Origin of the sequence: Vibrio sp. 10N.222.51.C5, from assembly GCF_041474575.1 — a bacterium.
Classification (GTDB): Bacteria; Pseudomonadota; Gammaproteobacteria; order Enterobacterales; family Vibrionaceae; genus Vibrio; species Vibrio crassostreae_C.
In genome coordinates, this window is record NZ_JBFRUJ010000054.1 from 1 (window position 1) to 18,522 (window position 18,522).

16 protein-coding genes are annotated in these 18,522 nt (G+C 45.7%); 11 read left to right on the forward strand and 5 right to left on the reverse strand.

Annotated elements, in window-relative coordinates; translation table 11 throughout:
* Both AB4558_RS16840 and AB4558_RS16845 read left to right on the forward strand, forming a co-directional pair.
* A partial coding sequence (locus AB4558_RS16840) for a hypothetical protein (protein WP_372073136.1) occupies positions 1-212 on the forward strand: 212 nt, incomplete at its 5' end.
* Between the two features lie 121 nt (positions 213-333).
* Entirely contained in the window at positions 334-852 is a 519-nt protein-coding gene (locus tag AB4558_RS16845; RefSeq protein WP_017060193.1) for a lipocalin family protein, read from the forward strand.
* Positions 853-946: 94 nt separating this feature from the next.
* On the opposite strand, the gene AB4558_RS16850 is transcribed toward AB4558_RS16845, so the two are convergent.
* On the reverse strand, positions 947-1,561 hold the full coding sequence (locus tag AB4558_RS16850; protein ID WP_050634724.1) for a TetR/AcrR family transcriptional regulator: 615 nt from the start codon (positions 1,559-1,561) through the stop codon (positions 947-949).
* Between the two features lie 236 nt (positions 1,562-1,797).
* Here AB4558_RS16850 and AB4558_RS16855 point away from each other — a divergent pair, with 236 nt between their 5' ends.
* The 7 genes from AB4558_RS16855 (at position 1,798) to cyoE (ending at position 11,537) form a co-directional block, all read left to right on the forward strand.
* A complete protein-coding gene (locus tag AB4558_RS16855) occupies positions 1,798-2,922 on the forward strand; it encodes an efflux RND transporter periplasmic adaptor subunit (protein ID WP_372073134.1) in 1,125 nt (374 codons plus the stop codon).
* An 8-nt stretch (positions 2,923-2,930) separates the two neighbouring features.
* On the forward strand, positions 2,931-6,029 hold the full coding sequence (locus AB4558_RS16860; protein ID WP_372073132.1) for an efflux RND transporter permease subunit: 3,099 nt from the start codon (positions 2,931-2,933) through the stop codon (positions 6,027-6,029).
* Positions 6,030-6,760: 731 nt separating this feature from the next.
* Complete coding sequence (gene cyoA, locus AB4558_RS16865; protein ID WP_372073130.1) at positions 6,761-7,657, forward strand: ubiquinol oxidase subunit II; 897 nt, start codon at positions 6,761-6,763, stop codon at positions 7,655-7,657.
* Positions 7,658-7,662: 5 nt separating this feature from the next.
* On the forward strand, positions 7,663-9,738 hold the full coding sequence (gene cyoB, locus AB4558_RS16870) for a cytochrome o ubiquinol oxidase subunit I (RefSeq protein ID WP_372073128.1): 2,076 nt from the start codon (positions 7,663-7,665) through the stop codon (positions 9,736-9,738).
* Complete coding sequence (cyoC, locus tag AB4558_RS16875; protein WP_372073126.1) at positions 9,710-10,345, forward strand: cytochrome o ubiquinol oxidase subunit III; 636 nt, start codon at positions 9,710-9,712, stop codon at positions 10,343-10,345. Before cyoB ends, cyoC begins: the two co-directional genes overlap by 29 nt.
* Positions 10,345-10,656 (forward strand): cytochrome o ubiquinol oxidase subunit IV, encoded by a 312-nt coding sequence (cyoD, locus tag AB4558_RS16880; protein WP_010439794.1) that lies wholly within the window; start codon positions 10,345-10,347, stop codon positions 10,654-10,656. The genes cyoC and cyoD overlap by 1 nt, the downstream gene beginning before the upstream one ends.
* Positions 10,657-10,664: 8 nt before the next feature.
* On the forward strand, positions 10,665-11,537 hold the full coding sequence (gene cyoE / locus AB4558_RS16885) for a heme o synthase (protein ID WP_372073142.1): 873 nt from the start codon (positions 10,665-10,667) through the stop codon (positions 11,535-11,537).
* 96 nt (positions 11,538-11,633) lie between these two features.
* On the opposite strand, the gene AB4558_RS16890 is transcribed toward cyoE, so the two are convergent.
* The 4 genes from AB4558_RS16890 to AB4558_RS16905 all read right to left on the reverse strand — a co-directional run bounded on the left by AB4558_RS16890 (position 11,634) and on the right by AB4558_RS16905 (position 16,227).
* Positions 11,634-12,122, reverse strand: a complete 489-nt coding sequence (locus AB4558_RS16890) for a hypothetical protein (RefSeq protein WP_102321364.1) — start codon at positions 12,120-12,122, stop codon at positions 11,634-11,636.
* A 220-nt stretch (positions 12,123-12,342) separates the two neighbouring features.
* Entirely contained in the window at positions 12,343-14,319 is a 1,977-nt protein-coding gene (locus AB4558_RS16895) for an alkyl sulfatase dimerization domain-containing protein (RefSeq protein ID WP_372073122.1), read from the reverse strand.
* Between the two features lie 310 nt (positions 14,320-14,629).
* On the reverse strand, positions 14,630-15,616 hold the full coding sequence (locus AB4558_RS16900; RefSeq protein ID WP_372158940.1) for an HlyD family secretion protein: 987 nt from the start codon (positions 15,614-15,616) through the stop codon (positions 14,630-14,632).
* A complete protein-coding gene (locus AB4558_RS16905) occupies positions 15,616-16,227 on the reverse strand; it encodes a hypothetical protein (RefSeq protein WP_017070446.1) in 612 nt (203 codons plus the stop codon). The genes AB4558_RS16900 and AB4558_RS16905 overlap by 1 nt, the downstream gene beginning before the upstream one ends.
* 773 nt (positions 16,228-17,000) lie before the next feature.
* On the opposite strand from AB4558_RS16905, the gene AB4558_RS16910 reads away from it, so the two are divergent.
* Both AB4558_RS16910 and gloA read left to right on the forward strand, forming a co-directional pair.
* Entirely contained in the window at positions 17,001-17,936 is a 936-nt protein-coding gene (locus AB4558_RS16910) for a LysR family transcriptional regulator (RefSeq protein ID WP_017068098.1), read from the forward strand.
* A 203-nt stretch (positions 17,937-18,139) separates the two neighbouring features.
* On the forward strand, positions 18,140-18,517 hold the full coding sequence (gene gloA / locus AB4558_RS16915; RefSeq protein ID WP_017066787.1) for a lactoylglutathione lyase: 378 nt from the start codon (positions 18,140-18,142) through the stop codon (positions 18,515-18,517).
* The last annotated feature ends 5 nt before the right edge of the window (positions 18,518-18,522 follow it).

The window sequence follows — 18,522 nt, forward strand, 5'->3', positions numbered from 1 at the left end:
TCCAATTAGGAAACAAAGCCTCTTCCATGTTCCACGGTTTAGTAAGTATAGAAAGCGAGTGGCGAGAATCATATCGTGAATTTTTAATAATAAAGTGTCCTTGGTTGCTCTCTTGTTTGAATGTAATTCCAGTGCCTTTTGAGGTGGTTGTGGGAATACAGCTCGTCAATAAAGGATTGCGAATCCATTCGCAGACTAAACAATTCACATAAGGTTCTGAATAAATTACAGTTAAGTGAGCTATAAAAATGGATTTAACGTATTACCAAGGATGTAAGTTTATGTTTTCAAGAGACTTACTCGCATTACTAATAAAAACAAGTCGAGGTTAGGATGAAAAAAATATTATTGCTGCTTAGCGTGATCTTATTGGGTGGTTGTGTTGGCATGCCCGAAACGGTAAAGCCTGTTCAACAGTTTGAGTTGGAACGATACCTAGGGAAATGGTACGAAGTGGCTCGTTTGGATCACTCGTTTGAGCGTGGCTTAGACAACATCAGCGCTGAATACAGCCTTCGTGATGATGGGGGCGTGAAGGTGATTAACCGTGGTTATTCGGCGGAAGAAGGTGAGTGGAACGAAGCGGAAGGAAAAGCGTACTTCGTTGAGGGCTCTGAACAAGGCTATTTGAAAGTGTCTTTCTTTGGCCCTTTCTACGGCGCTTATGTCGTGTTTGAATTAGACAAAGAGGGCTACCAATACGCGTTTGTTTCTGGGCCCGACACTGATTACTTATGGCTACTCGCAAGAACGCCTGAAGTCGCACCAGAAGTGATGGAGAAGTTTAAAGCCATGTCGAAAGAGCGTGGCTTCAATACCGATGAGCTGATCGTTGTGGAACATACCCAATAAACCGATCGCTGTTATTGCTGAGAGTGACTGATGATTGATAAGGCACAGAGGATGAATTTCTCTGTGCCTTTTTTATTCAAAGATAGAGCTACAATTAACGAGGCTGGTTGCCGTTCAAGAATAGCGCGACACATTCGCGAGTGTAGTGAAGTCTTTCTTCTTCAGATTCTCCGCTATCGTGTCCGAAGAATCCCCAATACGCCGATTTGCCGTGAAACATCAGCAACAGTTGGCGTGCTGCAATGACTGGCGAGCTTGATGTCGACAGTGTGAGATCACCAGAGTCTATTTTCGACTGCAAATAATCAGCAAGTAATTTGGTGGTTTTCTGAGGCCCAGTTTCTAAATAGATAGAGGCGATCTCTGGGTGCGTGTTGGATTGGCTCACAGCATTTTGAAAGGTCTGTCTGGACTGCTCATCAAGTAACAAATCTTGAAACTTCACACCAAACTTCACCAATTCGTCTTCCAAAGTGGCATTCATATCAAAAGCAGAAGGGCTGAGTTCGCGCTCGGCACACTTAGTTTGCATGCAGGTTTCGAAAAGTTCGTCTTTGTTTTTAAAGTGAGAGTAGACCGTTTGCTTAGAAACGTTCGCTGCTTTGGCTATCTGGTCCATATTGATCTTGAAGCCATGTTCAGAGAAAAGTTGGCTGGCTGCGGTTAAGATCTGCGATCTCTTCTGTTCACTCTTGATGATTTTAGTCACGTGCTTGCTTCTCGTTGCTTAGTGTTGTCTCGTTACCTAGTTTGTCTCTTTGCTTGGTGCCTGTTGGTGCTCAGTTCTATGTGTCTCGTTTTACGCTAAGCATTATGCTTTTTGTGATGGTTTTATCAATCATTAACGATGAAACTTATTTTTAACACAATCAAACTAGACAGTCTAGTTTGATTTGGTTAGTCTAAAAAAAGAACATAATTGAGTACCGCATAGGAACAGGAAGTATGTATAAATTGATGAAGGGAAGCGCAGTAGCAGTGGCGTTGTCGACTCTTCTTGTCGGGTGTGGTGAAAATACACAAGCCGAGACAGCATCCGATGCAGATAATGCTGCAGTGGAATCGAATAGTGCAGCGTCGACAGTCTTAACAGTAGAAACTGTCGCTTTGGAACGCTCTCCATCGTATGCGGTACAGCGCGAATATGTCGGTGTGGTTAAGGCGGGTCAACAGGCCAATTTAGGTTTCGAGTTGGCCGGAAAAGTAAACGAGATTCTGGTGGATGTCGGTGACACAGTCACAACGGGTCAGCCGTTGATCAGACTGGATACCCAACTTTTGGAAACCGAGTCTAGCCAACTGAAAGCGCAGGCTGAAGAAGTCAAAGCTCAATTGAGTTTGGTGGCAGCGAACCTTAAACGTCAACGTTCATTGAAAGCGAAAGGCTTCAGTGCCGAAGCGGAGATTGATTCTCTCACCAGTGAGCAACGCGTATTGCAGGCGAACTTGTTGCGCATCGATGCATCGGTAAAAGGCAATGAACTGAAATTGGTGAAGTCGACAGTGCTTGCGCCTTATTCTGGAACCATCGCGACGCGCTTTGTTTCGCTCGGAGATGTGGTGAATGTGGGTAATCCAACTCTTACACTGCTCGCTTCTGAGGGCAAAGAGGCCTTCATCGGTATTCCTGCTCACCAAATGCAAAAAGTCACCTCACTTTCTTCGCCAAGTATTCGTGTCGGGCGAGACGATTTCGCTGTGAGCCTGCTTAATCCGGGGGCGATGGTGGATACTCAATCTCGCAGTGTTGGCCTACGTTACCTGTTTCCGGAGCAAGCTTCTGTTTTAGAAGGGCAACTTGCGTACCTTAAGTTTGATGAGCAAATCGATGACCAAGGTTACTGGGTTCCGCTCACGGGTTTGATCGATGGTTTACGTGGTGTGTGGAATATCTTCGTTATTGGTGAAGATAATAAGGTTGAACGTCGAAGCGTGCAGGTGTTGTTTGCCAACAACCAACGAGCCTACGTGAGTGGGGCGATTGAAGACGGTGAACAAGTGATTGCCAGTGGTTTACATCGTTTAGTTCCCGGACAAACCGTGAAGCCAGCAAGCGTTAGTGCTGAATAGGAAATAGCATGAAAATCATAGAGACTATTTCCAACACTCGACTGCTTATCTTAATGACCGCACTGCTGATGGTGAGTGGTATTTCTGCGTTCATGACGTTGCCGCGTGCAGAAGATCCGGTGATCATCAACCGTTACGCGAACATTACTACCAGTTTCCCCGGTGCCAGTGCCGAGCGTGTTGAAACCTTAGTTACTGAGGTTATCGAGAACAAGCTCCGCGAGTTAAGTGAGGTTAAACTCGTGAGCTCGACGTCAAGACCGGGCGTGTCTATTGTCACCTTAGAATTGAATGACACCATCACCGAGCCTGAGCCGGTTTGGTCTCAAGCTCGCGACAAGCTATCTGACATCGAATCCATTTTGCCTGCGGGCTCTCACTCTCCCGATCTCGATAGTGATCATACCTATGCTTTCACAACTATCGCATCTCTAACTTGGTCTGGTGCAGGCGAGCCTGACAGATTAACTTTGGGCCGTTATGCCAAAGAGCTCGCCAAGCGGTTGCGAACCTTGACGGGTACCGAATTCGTAGATGAATACGGGATGCCGCAAGAAGAGATTCAAATCAGTTTACGTACGGCCGATGCCGCTGCTCTAGGGCGTTCAAGCGCCAATATCGCTGAATCGCTCGAAGGGGCAGACGCCAAGAACTCGGCGGGTGAACTGGTCAGTGCTTATTCTCGCTTTGGCTTAGAAATTAAATCTGAACTGGATTCCATTGAACGCATTAAGCAAGTGCCAATAGCCACTGATAGCAAAGGTCACATCATCCGTATGGAAGACATTGCTTCGGTGAAACGTGGTGAGAAAACCCCACAAGACCAGATTGCTATTGTTGATGGTGAGACGGGTGTGATTGTCGCGGCAAGAATGCACCCTGATCTGCGAGTTGATAACTGGACGTCGCGAGCTAATGCTCTGATTGGTAAATTTGAGCAAGAGTTACCAAGTAACGTTAAGGTGACCGTGCTCTTTAATCAGCAAGGTTATACCGAGACTCGCTTAGACGATTTAGGCAAAAGCTTGATGATCGGTTTCGGTCTGATTTTGATTGTGCTGTTTGTCACTTTAGGCGTGCGTGCCGCGATCTTAGTCGCCATTTCTCTGCCGTTAACCTCATTATTGACCTTGTCGATCATGAAAATGACCGGTGTGCCGATTAACCAAATGTCGGTGACAGGCCTAATTGTGGCGCTCGGGATCATGGTTGATAACGCGGTGGTGATGGTCGATACCATTCAGGCGTATCGTTTGAAAGGGCAACAACGAGCAGAAGCGACCATGAATGCATTGAAGCATTTATGGGTGCCGTTATTAGGCTCAACCTTAACTACCGTGTTGGCGTTTGCCCCGATTATCTTGATGCCGGGAGCATCGGGTGAATTTGTCGGTGGTATTGCGATTACCGTTTCTTTCTCATTGATCGGCTCTTACATTATCTCGCACACCTTAATCGCAGGCTTAGCGACCAAGCTACTGCCGAAACAACTCAGTGATGTCGACAAGAAAGGGCAGCACCATTGGTACATGACGGGTTTGAGAATTCCTGCTTTGACGCGTTGGTTTTCGTCTTCTGTTCGCTTTGGCGTCACGCATCCAATCATCACGATTGCTTTGGTGTTATTGGTACCGTTTACCGGTTACTGGAGTATGTCTCAGCTGACTGAGCAATTCTTCCCGCCATCAGACCGAGACATGTTTGAGATTCAGGTGTATATGCCACCTCAAGCGAGCATTTACGCCACTAAAAATACTTCTGAAAAAATCGACGATATCATTCATCGTTACCCTGAAGTGGAGCGTATCGATTGGCTCGTGGGTGCAAACTTCCCATCCTTCTATTACAACCTGCAAGCAAGGCAAAATAATGCGTCGTACTTCTCGCAAGCTATGGTGAAAACAGAGAACTTTGATCAAGCCAATGCGCTGATTCCTGAGTTGCAAAAGGTGTTGGATAACGAGGTGCCGGAAGCACAAATCTTGGTACGAAAGCTTAATCAAGGGCCTCCATTTACTGCGCCTGTTGAGCTGCGTGTTTATGGTGAAAACCTCGATACGTTGAAAGCGATTGGTGAGGATGTGCGATTGATTTTGGCGGGTGTTCCTCATGTGACGCACACAAGGGAAACGCTGCAACCAGGTACTCCGAAGGTGTGGTTGAAGGTTGATGAAGACACCGCAAAGCTGAATGGTATTTCATTGAACCAGTTCGCAGGTATGCTGCAAACTACTCTGACAGGTCGTGAAAGTGGCTCTGTGATTGAAGGCAGTGAGTCGGTACCAATCCGTGTTCGTGTGGCAGATGAGGCGCGTGAAAACTTGGTTCACTTAAGCAATATTCGTCTGCCAATCAGTTCTGATGTCTACTCAACAGGGATCAATGTTTCGACGCTGGCAGAACTGGAATTGACGACCAGTCGCGGTGCGATTACTCGTCGTAACGGGCAGCGTGTGAATACCATCGAGGGTTACATTGAAGCGGGTGTCTTACCTCAAACCGTACTTAATGAATTCCAAAAACGCTTAGCAAGCTATGAGATGCCATCGGGTTACACCATTGGTTTTGGTGGCGAATCAGCGGAGCGAGACAATTCAGTCAACAGCCTCATCTCGAATGTCGCAGTCGTGGTGGTATTGATGGTGCTGGTGGTGGTGATGTCATTCAACTCGTTCCGAATGAGCAGCATCATCTTCATGGTAGCAGGGTTGGCTGGTGGACTAGGGCTGTTGTCGGTATGGATCTTCGGTTATCCGTTCGGCTTTACGGTGATTATCGCGATGCTTGGGATTGCGGGCTTAGCGATTAACGCGGCCATTGTGATTTTGACCGAATTGAAACTCGATAAAGAGGCTTCCTCCGGGAATGTAGATGCAGTCGTTGAAGCTGTGATGTCGTGTACTCGCCATATCAGCTCAACCACGATAACGACTGTTGGCGGCTTTATGCCATTGATCATCGCTGGCGGTGGTTTCTGGCCTCCGTTCGCGGTCGCGATTGTTGGCGGAACGGTATTAACCACGCTTATTTCTTTCTACTTTGTGCCTGTGGTTTATCATTTAATGACTAAAAACCAGCGTAAGAAAGTCGTCATAGCATCAGCATAATCCCTTTCTTAAGGACGATTACTCCTCTCCTTTGAGGGGAGTAATACCCACTTAAAACAGATAAAAATACTCATCAAATCGGCTTTTCAGGTCGATCTTTGACACTATTTTTCGGCACCTCACGGACATTATTGCGAATGAAAAGTAGTGTGTTATTCGAATATCTAATGGGTTTCTGATTGGAGCAATATCTTTTCTAAATACCATTAAAATCCTATGTGAATTCATAAGTTTGATGTTCATCACGCTTTGTTTAATTCACGCTTTCTAATGTACCCAAACATCACTTCGCTTCATCATTGTTGGTCGCCGACTCTCCCGATTCTTACTCATCCCTTATCAGTGTTGGTTTTGCATGTGTAGCACGCCTATGTCGTGTAGCTAATTCCTTCTCTGTTTTCCATGTTTCACTTTCATAATTGGAAGGTTAGTTTCCAAGTTTGTTTGGTGAGCTTTCAATTTCGACTCCTCATAATGCGCCAAATGTAACAATGCATTTCAAAGTGTAACAATTAAGTCATATTTTTTGTGTGGTTTTAACCGCGCGGCAATGTTTCGGCCGCGTTGTGCTGTCGTTTGAATTTGGCAGTTTTAACTATGCAGAAATGGGCTTAATTCAGTTTCGCTTTGAGATGTGTCGTTTCACATGCTCAACACATAAATATTCTAATGACCATGACAACCAGTACTCGGGCGTTCGTTCTGAGGCTGGATAACCATCGAGAAAGTTAATGGAAGCTTCAAGATATAAACGCATTTTATCGAGGACAAGTTTGTCGAAGATTGGTTTGCTGGGAACCATTCTGATGCTCGAAGGATGTAACTCCGCATTGCTCGACCCAAAAGGTAGCGTTGGCGTTCAGGAAAAAGAGCTGATTATCACGGCTCTGTTGCTGATGTTGATTGTCGTCATCCCAGTGATTCTGATGACCATCTACTTTGCTTACCGATACCGCGAGAGCAATACCACGGAAGAGTATGCACCTGACTGGGCGCACTCAACCAAAATTGAAATAGTGGTATGGACGATTCCAATCATCATCATCGCGATTCTAGCCACCATCACTTGGCGAACAACACACGAACTAGAGCCTTCCAAGCCTCTGGAAAGTGATGTGCAACCTATGGTGATCGAAGTGGTCTCTCTGGACTGGAAGTGGCTGTTCATCTATCCGGAGCAAAACATTGCGACGGTTAACTATGTTGCGTTCCCGAAAGATGTACCGGTGACGTTTAAGCTAACTTCAGACAACATCATGAACGCGTTCTTTATCCCGCGTCTTGGTTCGCAGATCTACGCGATGCCGGGAATGGTGACCAAGCTGAACTTGATTGCTAACCATGAGGGTGACTTCAAAGGTTTTGCATCGAACTACAGTGGCAAAGGTTTCTCACAGATGAAATTCACTGCATCAGCGATGCCTGATCAAGTGGCATTTCTAAACTGGGTGGAAAAAGTGAAAGCAAGCCCTGATCGCATTGAAGATTGGGAGCAGTTCCGTTCATTGGCCGCGCCAAGTGTGGCTGAACCTGTGACTCTGTTCTCCAGTATCCCACCATTTTTATTCACTGATGTCGTGACCCTGCACCCTGGTTCAATGAACTGTTTGCCGGAAACCCAAGGATAATCGTCATGTTTGGAAGATTAACTCTAGACTCAATTCCCTACCACGAGCCCATTATTTTGGTCACGTTAACCATGATCGCTTTAGTGGGCAGTTTAGTGGTGTACGCGGTAACCAAAGCCGGTAAGTGGCAATACCTTTGGAATGAATGGTTTACGTCGGTAGACCACAAAAAATTGGGCTTCATGTACATTGCTGTTGCGATGGTGATGTTAGTTCGTGGCTTTGCTGATGCGGTCATGATGCGTAGCCAGCAATTGCTTTCTGCAGCCGGTGAAACGGGCTATTTGCCGCCACATCACTACGACCAGATCTTCACGGCTCACGGCGTGATCATGATTTTCTTCGTCGCGATGCCTTTGGTTATCGGTTTGATGAACATCATCGTGCCGTTGCAAATCGGTGCTCGTGATGTTGCATTCCCTTATCTGAATAACTTGAGCTTCTGGCTATTTGTGGTGGGTATTATCCTAACCAACATGTCGCTTGGCTTAGGTGAGTTTGGCCGTACGGGTTGGTTGGCGTATCCGCCGTTGTCTGGCATTGAGGCGAGCCCGGGAGTCGGGGTCGATTATTGGATATGGGCACTGCAAATATCAGGTGTGGGTACCACGTTAACGGGAGTGAACTTCTTCGCGACTATTTTGCGCATGCGTACTCCATCTATGCCAATGATGAAGATGCCAGTGTTCACTTGGGCATCTCTGTGTGCCAACATCCTGATCATCATATCTTTCCCAATCCTAACGGTCACCATCGCGTTACTGACTTTGGATAGATACATCGGCACGCACTTCTTCACCAATGACCTTGGTGGCAACGTGATGATGTATGTGAACTTGATTTGGGCATGGGGACACCCTGAGGTGTACATCCTAATCTTGCCTATCTTCGGTGTGTTCTCTGAAGTGACTGCAACCTTCTCTCGCAAAAAACTGTTTGGTTATACCTCACTGGTATGGGCGACGGTGGCTATCACTATTTTAGCGTTTGTGGTTTGGCTGCATCACTTCTTCACCATGGGTTCTGGCGCCAATGTGAATGCCTTCTTTGGCATCGCAACCATGATTATCTCTATCCCGACCGGGGTTAAGATCTTCAACTGGCTGTTCACCATGTACAAAGGTCGTATCCGTTTCACAACACCTATGTTGTGGACAGTTGGCTTCCTTATCACCTTCACCGTTGGTGGTATGACGGGCGTGTTAATGGCAGTACCGGGTGCAGACTTCATTCTGCATAACTCAGTATTCCTGATTGCTCACTTCCACAACGTAATCATCGGTGGTGTTGTCTTCGGTTGTTTTGCTGCGATTGGTTACTGGTTCCCGAAAGCGACCGGTTTCACTCTGAACGAGCTTTGGGGCAAACGCGCATTCTACTGCTGGATCATCGGTTTCTTGATGGCGTTCTTGCCGCTTTACGCTCTGGGCTTTATGGGCATGACGCGTCGTTTGAGCCAAGACATCAACCCTGAGTTCTTCCCTCTACTGGCGGTTGCGGCTGCAGGTACCGGCGTAATTGCGATGGGTGTGGTGTGTCAGTTCGTTCAGATTTACGTGAGTGTTCGTGACCGCGACCAAAACCGAGATCTAACCGGTGACCCATGGGGTGGACGTACATTCGAATGGGCAACGTCTTCACCACCGCCGTTCTACAACTTTGCAAAGTTGCCTAAGGGCGATGAGATCGATTCGTTCTGGTATCAAAAGCAAAGTGATGAGTTTGATCCAACTCAGGAAGAAGAATACGAACGTATTCACATGCCGAAGAACACACCGACAGGCATTTATGTGTCTGCATGGGCGTTGGCATTTGGTTTCGCAATGATCTGGTACATCTGGTGGCTAGCGGCGGCAAGCCTAGTAGGCATCGTGGTGACGTGTATTCAACACAGTTACAACGACGATGTGGACTACTACGTGGAAGTTGAAGAGATCAAAGCGATTGAAGCGGCTCGACGTGCACAGCTTGAAGAAGCTAAGAAACAGTCAGTGAAAGGCGACCATTCTGGTCGTGGTAACAGCGCTGACACTGATAACAACGACAAAAAAGATGACTTGGAGACGACGTATGCAAGCTAATATTCCGTCACACACTTATGATCTTGCACACTCGCATGATCATCACCACGAAGCTGCGGGCAACAAGTTGTTTGGCTTCTGGGTTTACTTGATGAGTGACTGTGTTCTGTTTGCCACGCTTTTCGCGACTTATGCCGTGCTTGAGAGTGGATCAATCGCAGGGCCGACAGGCAAAGACATCTTTGAACTGCAGTTCGTGTTTGTCGAAACCATGATGCTGTTGTTCAGTAGTATCACCTTTGGCTTTGGCATGATTGCAATGAAGCGCAAAGACGTTACCGGGCTGAAGCGATGGATAAAAGTGACTTTCGTACTGGGTTTAGCCTTTATCTGTATGGAAGTGTATGAGTTCCATCACTTGATTGCAGAAGGCTATGGCCCTCAAGAGAGTGCGTTTCTTTCTGCGTTCTTTACCTTGGTTGGCACACACGGATTGCACGTAACGTTCGGTCTGATTTGGATGGCGGTGGCGTATCACCAGCTTTCAACCAAAGGCTTGAACGACAACATGTCGATGCGTTTCCAGTGCTTAAGCCTGTTCTGGCATTTCCTTGATATCGTTTGGATTTGCGTATTTACCATCGTGTACTTAATGGGGGTGATGTAATGGAACAGCATCTAGACAGCGGTGCAACGGATTATGTGAAAGGTTTTATTGCGTCACTAATTCTCACCATTATTCCGTTCTACATTGTGTGGTCACATGCGCTACCAAGCACGGAAACTTACGTGATCTTGTTCGGTTGTGCGCTGGTGCAAATCTTTGTGCACTTTAAGTACTTCTTACATATGGAAGCGAAATCTTCCGATGGGCGTTGGAACTTGGTGTCATTGATGTTTACTGCCATTGTTGTATTGATTCTTATCGCTGGCTCGGTATGGATCATCTACAACATGAACGTCAACATGAAGTTGTAGGCCAAGGTATGCTGAAAAAATATTTGTCTATTACCAAACCGGGCATCATTTTCGGCAACCTGATTTCTGTTGCGGCGGGGTTCTTCCTCGCCGCAAAAACAGAACCAGCCAGTGCGATGTTGTTACTGACGACATTAGCGGGTGTAGGGCTTGTGATTGCATCAGGTTGTGTGGTCAACAACATCTTTGACCGAGATATTGACCAAAAAATGAAACGTACCCAGAACCGCGAATTGGTTCTGGGCAACATCAACACAGACGTCGCATTCATTTATGCGTTAGTCATGTTGTTGGTAGGCACGGCGCTGCTGTTTCAATTTGTTAATCCGATGTCTGCGGTTGTGGTGTTGCTTGGCTATGTGTTTTACGTCTTTTTCTACACCATGTGGTACAAGCGTAATTCGGTTTACGGCACCTTAGTGGGAAGCATCTCTGGCGCGGTTCCTCCATTGGTTGGTTACCTTGGCGTGACTAACTACCTGAGCTTAGAAGCCGTCCTATTGTTCATCATGTTCTGTTTATGGCAGATGCCACACTCGTATGCGATTGCGATGTTCCGCATTCAAGACTACCGCGATGCAGGCATTCCCGTTTTACCGGTGAAAGAGGGCGTCGACAAAGCACATCAACACATGAAAGCGTATGTGGTGGCGTTTGGAGCAGTTGCTCTGGGGTTATTTTTACTCGGAGAGGCGGGTTATGAATACTTAGCGGTGTCGGCAGCGGTTTGCTTTATGTGGACCAAAGTGACATTCCGTAAGGTTGATTGCCTCAACTACCTCCAGTGGTCAAAGACCGTCTTCAAGGTCTCTCTGCTGGTGGTAATGAGCATCAGTGGTGTGCTGGGGCTGGAGTTGATACCGTTGCCTACGCTTTTTTGACTTAAGTTTGTCGTTGAACCCTCAATGTTCTGAAGTCCGAGGGTTTGACGACCTTTTATCTGTTCCGCTTTATTTTATCTGTTCTGCTTTAAGCTATTACCCTTCAAAAATATCACCAAGCCAATCTTCAAGCTGTTCTCGTTTATCTTGTGGGCCGTTGATGATCACTAAGCCGTTTAGTATCGCGTGATCCCAAGAGATGGTGCCAGTTGCTAGCGCATCGAACACATCGAGTTCCGTAATCAGTAAGAGATCTTCCTCGGTAGGCAAAGTATCTCTGCCTGACACATCGACACCTTTCTCAAACTTCACTTGGCTGTAATGACCTTTAATTGCTTCGAATAAATTGAACTCAATTTTGCTTGGGTGGGGTTTTGAAAGCGCAGCTTTGATGGCAAAGAGTCGAAAGTGATCTGGCTTATTGAGGTTGTTGAATTCATTGTCTTGTCTGGCTGTGATGACGTTGCCAAACACCTCTAGTGAACCGGGCTCTGTCACCAAACTAAACCCGGTATCTTGGTGAAGGCCACAGGCAAACGTGAGTGAAGAGGTGAGTGAAAGAATCAAAGCAAATCGTTTTAACATAATGGTTATCGAGACCTGTAAAAGGATTAAGAATCTGACGGCAGCAGCCGAACCTGACGATAAAAAAGGGACCACAAAGGGTCCCTGTATTTGTTTGTCGTCCATGTAACGGTCAGCGAATCGATTGATAGCTATTTAGCGAGATTGTTTGCTAAGTAGCTTTCGTCAAAGAGCCATCGTCGAAGATCTATCGCCAAAGAGTGACCGTTCGAGCTCGCTATTAGCGAACGATGAGCATGATCTCTTCTGGAGTCATTGCCTTATCGAAGTAGCTCATGAATTGACCGAAGCCTTTGATGTCGCCATTCGAGAACGTGAATGCACCAGACTGTAGGTTGGTGCCAATCACTTGTTGAGCGTTTGGACCTGCAATCAAGATTTGGTTCAATACTGCACGAGTGGTGTCGATTTGAATGTCTGCGCCTTTCACTGCTTCTTCGTGTAACTGAGCAATACCGTTGCGAATTTCGATAGTGAATGCTTCGTTCGTATCAGAGAAGTTGTACGTTAGCATCATGTTCACGTCTAACGAGTTTTCTGCGATAAGCGTTGAAGTCATCATGTCGAAGATCTGCTTGCTTGGTAGTGCAGTAAGAACGTCAACAGAAGCGAAGCTGATCATGTTAGAGAAGTCACGTTTGTTCTCTAGTTCAGCCGCCGCGTTGAGCGCCCAGTTACGCCAGTTGATGTTCACTTGGTCTGCAGCCCATGCTTTGTAAGCTTGTGCTTTCATCTCACGAGCTTCCATATCTTGCTTGTTTACCGTGATTGGGTAAGAAAGAATTTCTGCTGCAAATGTGTAGTTCTCAGCCTTAATTGCTGCTTGTGCAGTAGTAAGGATGTTGTCACGACCGCCCATGATCTCTACGAATGCTTTAGCGCGTTGCTCGTAAGCCATTGGCTCTAGCTGCCATGGATCCGCTTCGAAGAAACCGTTGTAACCTACGTAAATCTGACGCACGGCGTGTGCAACAGTACCGTAGTGTTCACCTAACCAAGGGTGTTCTGCAAGGTGCTTAGGAAGTTTAACTACTTCAACTAGCTCGTCTGGCGTCATACCTTTGTTCATGTAACGGATAGTTTGATCATGAGTGTATTGAATCGCATCACGGTAAGCCGTTAGTACGTCAGATACCGCTTCTTTGCCTTCAATAGGACGACCGTGAGAGTTAATCATGATCTCAGTGTCGAACTTGCGCATTACGTCGATGCCCTTGAACCACATTGATGGGTCACGGAATTTAGTACCACGGATGGTGTGAAGGTTAGGGAAGTTCTCACCTTGAAGTACTTCAGCCGCGTGCAGGATTTTCTGGTCTGGGAAGTAAACCACTAACTCATCTTTAGTTTCAGATGGCACGTTCTCGATGTGCATTTTCACGCCAGAAATTTCGATTTCGATGTGGCTTTGGCTTGGTACAAGCAGGTTTGGTTCGATGAACGAGATAGCACCTTGCATGAAGCGCGGACCAAGGCCGTCGTTTACTGTGCCGTGCTCGCCTTCTTCTACGTGCTTAGCACCTGTGTAAGAAGTACGGTGACCAAATAGAGTACCTAGGTTTGAAGACCAGTTAGCCACTGCAGCGGTTAGGCCTTCTTCAGCGATGATTTTTACTTCACCTGATGCCACTTCTTCGTCAGTCACCCACGCACGCACACCAGAGATGTGGTCGATGTGGTTGTGAGAATAAATGATTGCTTTAACCGGCTTGTCGGTGATTTGACGGAACTGTTCTTTAACCGATTGAGCCATTTCTACCGACTCGCCTGGATCAACAATGATGATGCCGTCCGTACCTTCGATCATTACGGGTGTATCTAGACCGAAACCGTAACCAAGATATACGTTGTCATCTACTTTGATGATTGCTTGGTCCATTTTACGACCATGCTTGGTGAGGATTGGGTGAACATGGTCAGACTCAGCAGTGTAAGCTAGAGAATCGCCTGTTTTAGAAACAACTTGAATACGTTCGCCTTTTCCCCAGAACATGTTTGATTTGTGTTCGAATAGAACCTCGCTCTTGTAGCGAGCATCAAGATCAATGTTTTGGTATTGCGCAGCATTTGCCGTCTGAAGTTCTTGGCCGACTTTCGATGTCGCTTCTACAGTTGGCGTTGCAGATGCAAAACCAGAAGCAAGTAGAGTGCTCGCAATAGCAACAGGAAGCGCCATTTTTTTGAATGTATTAGTCATGGTAGTGACCTTATATTTGGATACAGGAATTGGATTTCTTGAGCCAAATGATAGAGGTGGGGGAGGTCGCTATCTACGCGCTAATAATATTTCAATCTATCGTTTTTTCGATGATTTGTTTGATAAACGATTGTATTGGCGATTAATTTTGATCTAAATCAATTAGTAAATGAGCTTGCAACAGATACAAAAATGCCCTGAAATTCAGGGCATTTGTTTTACAATTAGTCGCTAGTTCATGAGTGGCTGTGATACGAGTGAATAACAGCCAAATCATTGAATATTTAATTGCTTATCAAGAGCTAATCGTTTACCAAGCACCTAAGTATGACTTGTAAGATTGTAGGCGAACCGTTGCTGCACCGATTACATCGATGAAGCCCCAGAACGGATGTGGCTTCTCAGCTGAGATCCAAGCCGCGCCAGTTGAACCAATAGGGATGTTGTAACCTTCTGGTTCAATGATCTCAAGTACGATGGTACGACCTAAACCGTTACCGTTTCTTACCACGTGTTGACCGACGCTTTGTGGCCCCTGAAGTGGAGAAATACTCGACTCACCAGTACCGGCATTAAAGCTGTGTACTTTTGCTCGGAACACGTGACCTGGGTATGCATCAACGAAGAACTCAGCGAAGTCCCCTACTTGAACATAGCCATAAGTTTGGTCTGAAATACGCATCTCAAGAAACTTTTTGCTGGTGTTGTAGAGGTGCATGTTACCCATGACAGAACCTTCAGCAATATTCACTATCGATACCTGACCATCAAATTCAGCTCTAATGGTTTTCTTCTCTTGCGCCCAATTTACTTTTTGTAAATCGGCTTTTAACGACACCAGTTCAGCATGCAGCACTCGAAGATCAGAGTTGTACTTTTCTACGTCACGCATATTGAAGATTTCAGGTGACGTTTCAGCACGCTCTAAGTCGCGATCCATTTGCTTGATCTCTTCTTTCTGAACAATTGAAGATTCGATCTTTGCTTTGTCTGCGGCTGAATCAATGTCGACGAGTGTGTAAATTACGTCGCCTTCTTTAACCATTTGGTTGTGCTCAACAAGCACTTGGTCGATCTGCTGGCCAAAGATTGGTGACATTACCGCGTGTGGTGCTTTCACTGTGGTTGAGTTGGTTAAATCAACGGGTGCCCACAAGCGAGAGATAACCGCTAATACCGCAAGAATCGTTACGCCACCAATGGCAGCCCATGTGTAGTTCTTGAAGTTCTTCTTAAGTGCGCCTGTCGCAAACAGTGACCATACAATTAGGATGTATGGGATCATCATCTCTTTCATTATGCGACCTCTTTTTCTGTAGCGGATGGTGTTGTTGGAGTCTTTTCTTCTGAAGCCTGTTCTTTTGAAGATTGCTCTACTGAAGACGGCTCTGTTACCGGTTGTTCAGGTGATACGTGGACTGCGGCTGTCTCTGTATTGGTCGTGTCTTGTTTAGGCTGTACACCACGGCGAATTACATCACTCAGTGATTGACCAATATGTTTCCAGTTCGCCAATGCGATAACCAAAGCGATAACCCAGAATGTTTTGCTGATGAAGAGTCCGCAAAGTGACAGTGCAAACACGATTTGAACGTGAGCGCTTTTGTGCTCTTTTGCTTTATGCACACCCAGTTCATGCAACTGCCACATGCCGTAAACACCGGCTAATACCACAGCAATGGTCACTGAGAACAAGTAACCAGAGAAGGACTCCATCTGGAAGAAGTTCATCATCATTTCATTGGGGTGATTGTTGAATTGAGACATGTCGATGTCTTTAGAATGGATTGTGCCTAATGGTGCAAGAGCCCATGCTCCAGCAAACATCACTGCCATAAACAGGCAGAATTTAATCAAGACCATCACAACGGCCCAGATTTTCTGGAAAACGATTTTAATAAAGTTCATATCTCAACCTAAATAAGGAGAGAGAAAGTGCAGCCTTGGTACAAGACTTTTAGAAGACATCTGAAAGAGGTGTTGAACTCACGTAACCGTATAGACCTACTGAGTCAAAAGTACTAGATGACAATTAAAAATCGCTTTGACCACGTAGACAACGCATTCTCGCGAATAGAGTGTTAAAAACACCTGGCGAAATCATTCTTAAGTAACGTCTACCATTGATAGGTTCGTTTGCTGCATTGGGTTTTAAGGCCGTCTTCCGTGATGTGTGCAACACCATCATCTACACATTTTTAGGTTTTCTGTTTAGGTTAAGAATTGATTTGTTGGCGAAATAATAGGAAGTGTAACTGGTGCTATCTACGCATTATTGCGATATTGAATTATCGTAATTACGATGAATTGAGTGGTTGCTTAAACGTGAGGTGGGTTTATTTGAACAGGCTCAAACTCGGCTTATAAAATATGTCTATTTAATTAGCCTGGATCATAGAAGTGGCTATAAAAGTATCAATAAGGCAGGACGGAAATATTGAATACTCCGACCAGTCTAGGGTGAGTTTGGGTGGATTAAGCGTTACTGGCACAGCGAAGAGATTTAGATTCCAATCTGGCGAATGTGGCAGCTATTCGAAAGAGTGAGTTGTTCTGACATTTTTGCTCTTTACCATATGATGCTTCCTTCTCAGTTTTGTTTTCTCAATGAGCATCCGTTGTTTCATTCTATCGCTTTTACGATAAGATAATTAAATCTATCGCCAAATGAGCACTGAATCATGAGTAATGACATTCCGAATTTTAACTTATTGGCTGTGTTTTCAGCGGTGATGGAGCAGGGCAGTTTGAGTAAGGCTGCCGATCATTTGAATACCAATCAATCGACGATCAGCACTGCGCTCGGCCGACTGAAAAATGAAATTGGCCAAGAGTTGTTTGTGCGCAGTGGGCGAGGGGTTGTGCCTACTGCTTACTCGCAAAGCTTGTATGAGCAAATCAAAGCGCCAATACACGAGCTCAACGGCGTGTTTCAAGGTATGGCTGGGTTTGATGAAGCGAGTACAGAGCGCAGGTTTGTGGCTTCGGTTCCCGAACATTTAAAGTGGATGTTGCTCGATCGATTTTCTCAGTTATCTAACCAAGGCTTATCTCTTGAGGTGTATGACCAACCAGATAGTGATGATCAAGTCCATGAGGATCTATTAACTCAGAAGTTTGATTTGATGATCGACATTGTGTTGCCTGAGCATTCAAGCATGATGAGCGAAAAGCTCTACGACAGTGAGTTTGTGATTGTTTGCCGAAATGGGCACCCTAGGATCAAAGGTGAGATCACCGAGGCGCAATATCTCAGTGAGCAACATGCGGTTTTAGCCAGAACACGTCGCCAAGTAAGAAGTTTGACTCACTACACTTCGTTAGACTTATCCTCGCGTAAAATTGTAATTCACGGCAGCTCTATGGCCAGTAACCTAATGCTGTGTAGCCAGACTGATTACATCACTGTTGTGCCGCTTTCTATGGCGAACCAGTATCAGGAACGTCTTGGGTTACAGTTGTTCAAACCGCCTTTCGATTATCAGCCTATCTCTCATTACCTCATTTGGTTGAAAAAACAGAACACCGATCCGGCACATAAGTGGTTGAGAGAGCAGATCATCAATACGACTAATGACATGTCTAAATCACTAAACAGTTGGCGCTCCGCTTTCTGATCGTCGCCCTATCTTTTGTTTGCCAAATATCTTCTTAACAAATCACTTGTATTAAGTGAGTTATAATAAAAAATTATCACAATGAGAATTTATGATAATTTCATTTATTTGCTGTCAGCTCGTATATTAACCCTAACAAAGAAGTGGGTAACCTCCACTCACGATTATATCGGCTCAGGTTGCTGGGCTAAAAAGGGCGAAATATGAAATTCCTACACACAATGATCCGAGTTACTGATTTAGACAAGTCTATCGAGTTCTACACCAAGGTATTGGGAATGAAGGAACTTGAACGCCACGAAAACAAAGAGTACCGCTACACATTGGTTTTTGTTGGCTATGAGCAAGGCGGCACGACTATCGAGCTAACGTACAACTGGGATACGAATGAGTACGAGATGGGCAGCGCGTTTGGTCATCTGGCATTGGGTGTAGAAGATATTTACGCAGCATGTGACAAAATCAAATCGCTAGGTGGCAACGTCACTCGCGAAGCGGGTCCAGTGAAAGGCGGCTCAACTCATATCGCTTTTATTACTGACCCAGACGGCTACCAAATCGAACTGATTCAACTAGGTTAATCGAG

Bases quoted from the DNA above. Each gene is read 5' to 3' on its own strand.
- AB4558_RS16845 (WP_017060193.1), top strand. From the start codon at position 334: ATGAAAAAAATATTATTGCTGCTTAGCGTGATCTTATTGGGTGGTTGT.
- AB4558_RS16855 (WP_372073134.1), top strand. From the start codon at position 1,798: ATGTATAAATTGATGAAGGGAAGCGCAGTAGCAGTGGCGTTGTCGACT.
- AB4558_RS16860 (WP_372073132.1), top strand. From the start codon at position 2,931: ATGAAAATCATAGAGACTATTTCCAACACTCGACTGCTTATCTTAATG.
- cyoA (WP_372073130.1), top strand. From the start codon at position 6,761: ATGGAAGCTTCAAGATATAAACGCATTTTATCGAGGACAAGTTTGTCG.
- cyoB (WP_372073128.1), top strand. From the start codon at position 7,663: ATGTTTGGAAGATTAACTCTAGACTCAATTCCCTACCACGAGCCCATT.
- cyoC (WP_372073126.1), top strand. From the start codon at position 9,710: ATGACTTGGAGACGACGTATGCAAGCTAATATTCCGTCACACACTTAT.
- cyoD (WP_010439794.1), top strand. From the start codon at position 10,345: ATGGAACAGCATCTAGACAGCGGTGCAACGGATTATGTGAAAGGTTTT.
- cyoE (WP_372073142.1), top strand. From the start codon at position 10,665: ATGCTGAAAAAATATTTGTCTATTACCAAACCGGGCATCATTTTCGGC.
- AB4558_RS16890 (WP_102321364.1), bottom strand. From the start codon at position 12,122: ATGTTAAAACGATTTGCTTTGATTCTTTCACTCACCTCTTCACTCACG.
- AB4558_RS16895 (WP_372073122.1), bottom strand. From the start codon at position 14,319: ATGACTAATACATTCAAAAAAATGGCGCTTCCTGTTGCTATTGCGAGC.
- AB4558_RS16900 (WP_372158940.1), bottom strand. From the start codon at position 15,616: ATGAAAGAGATGATGATCCCATACATCCTAATTGTATGGTCACTGTTT.
- AB4558_RS16905 (WP_017070446.1), bottom strand. From the start codon at position 16,227: ATGAACTTTATTAAAATCGTTTTCCAGAAAATCTGGGCCGTTGTGATG.
- AB4558_RS16910 (WP_017068098.1), top strand. From the start codon at position 17,001: ATGAGTAATGACATTCCGAATTTTAACTTATTGGCTGTGTTTTCAGCG.
- gloA (WP_017066787.1), top strand. From the start codon at position 18,140: ATGAAATTCCTACACACAATGATCCGAGTTACTGATTTAGACAAGTCT.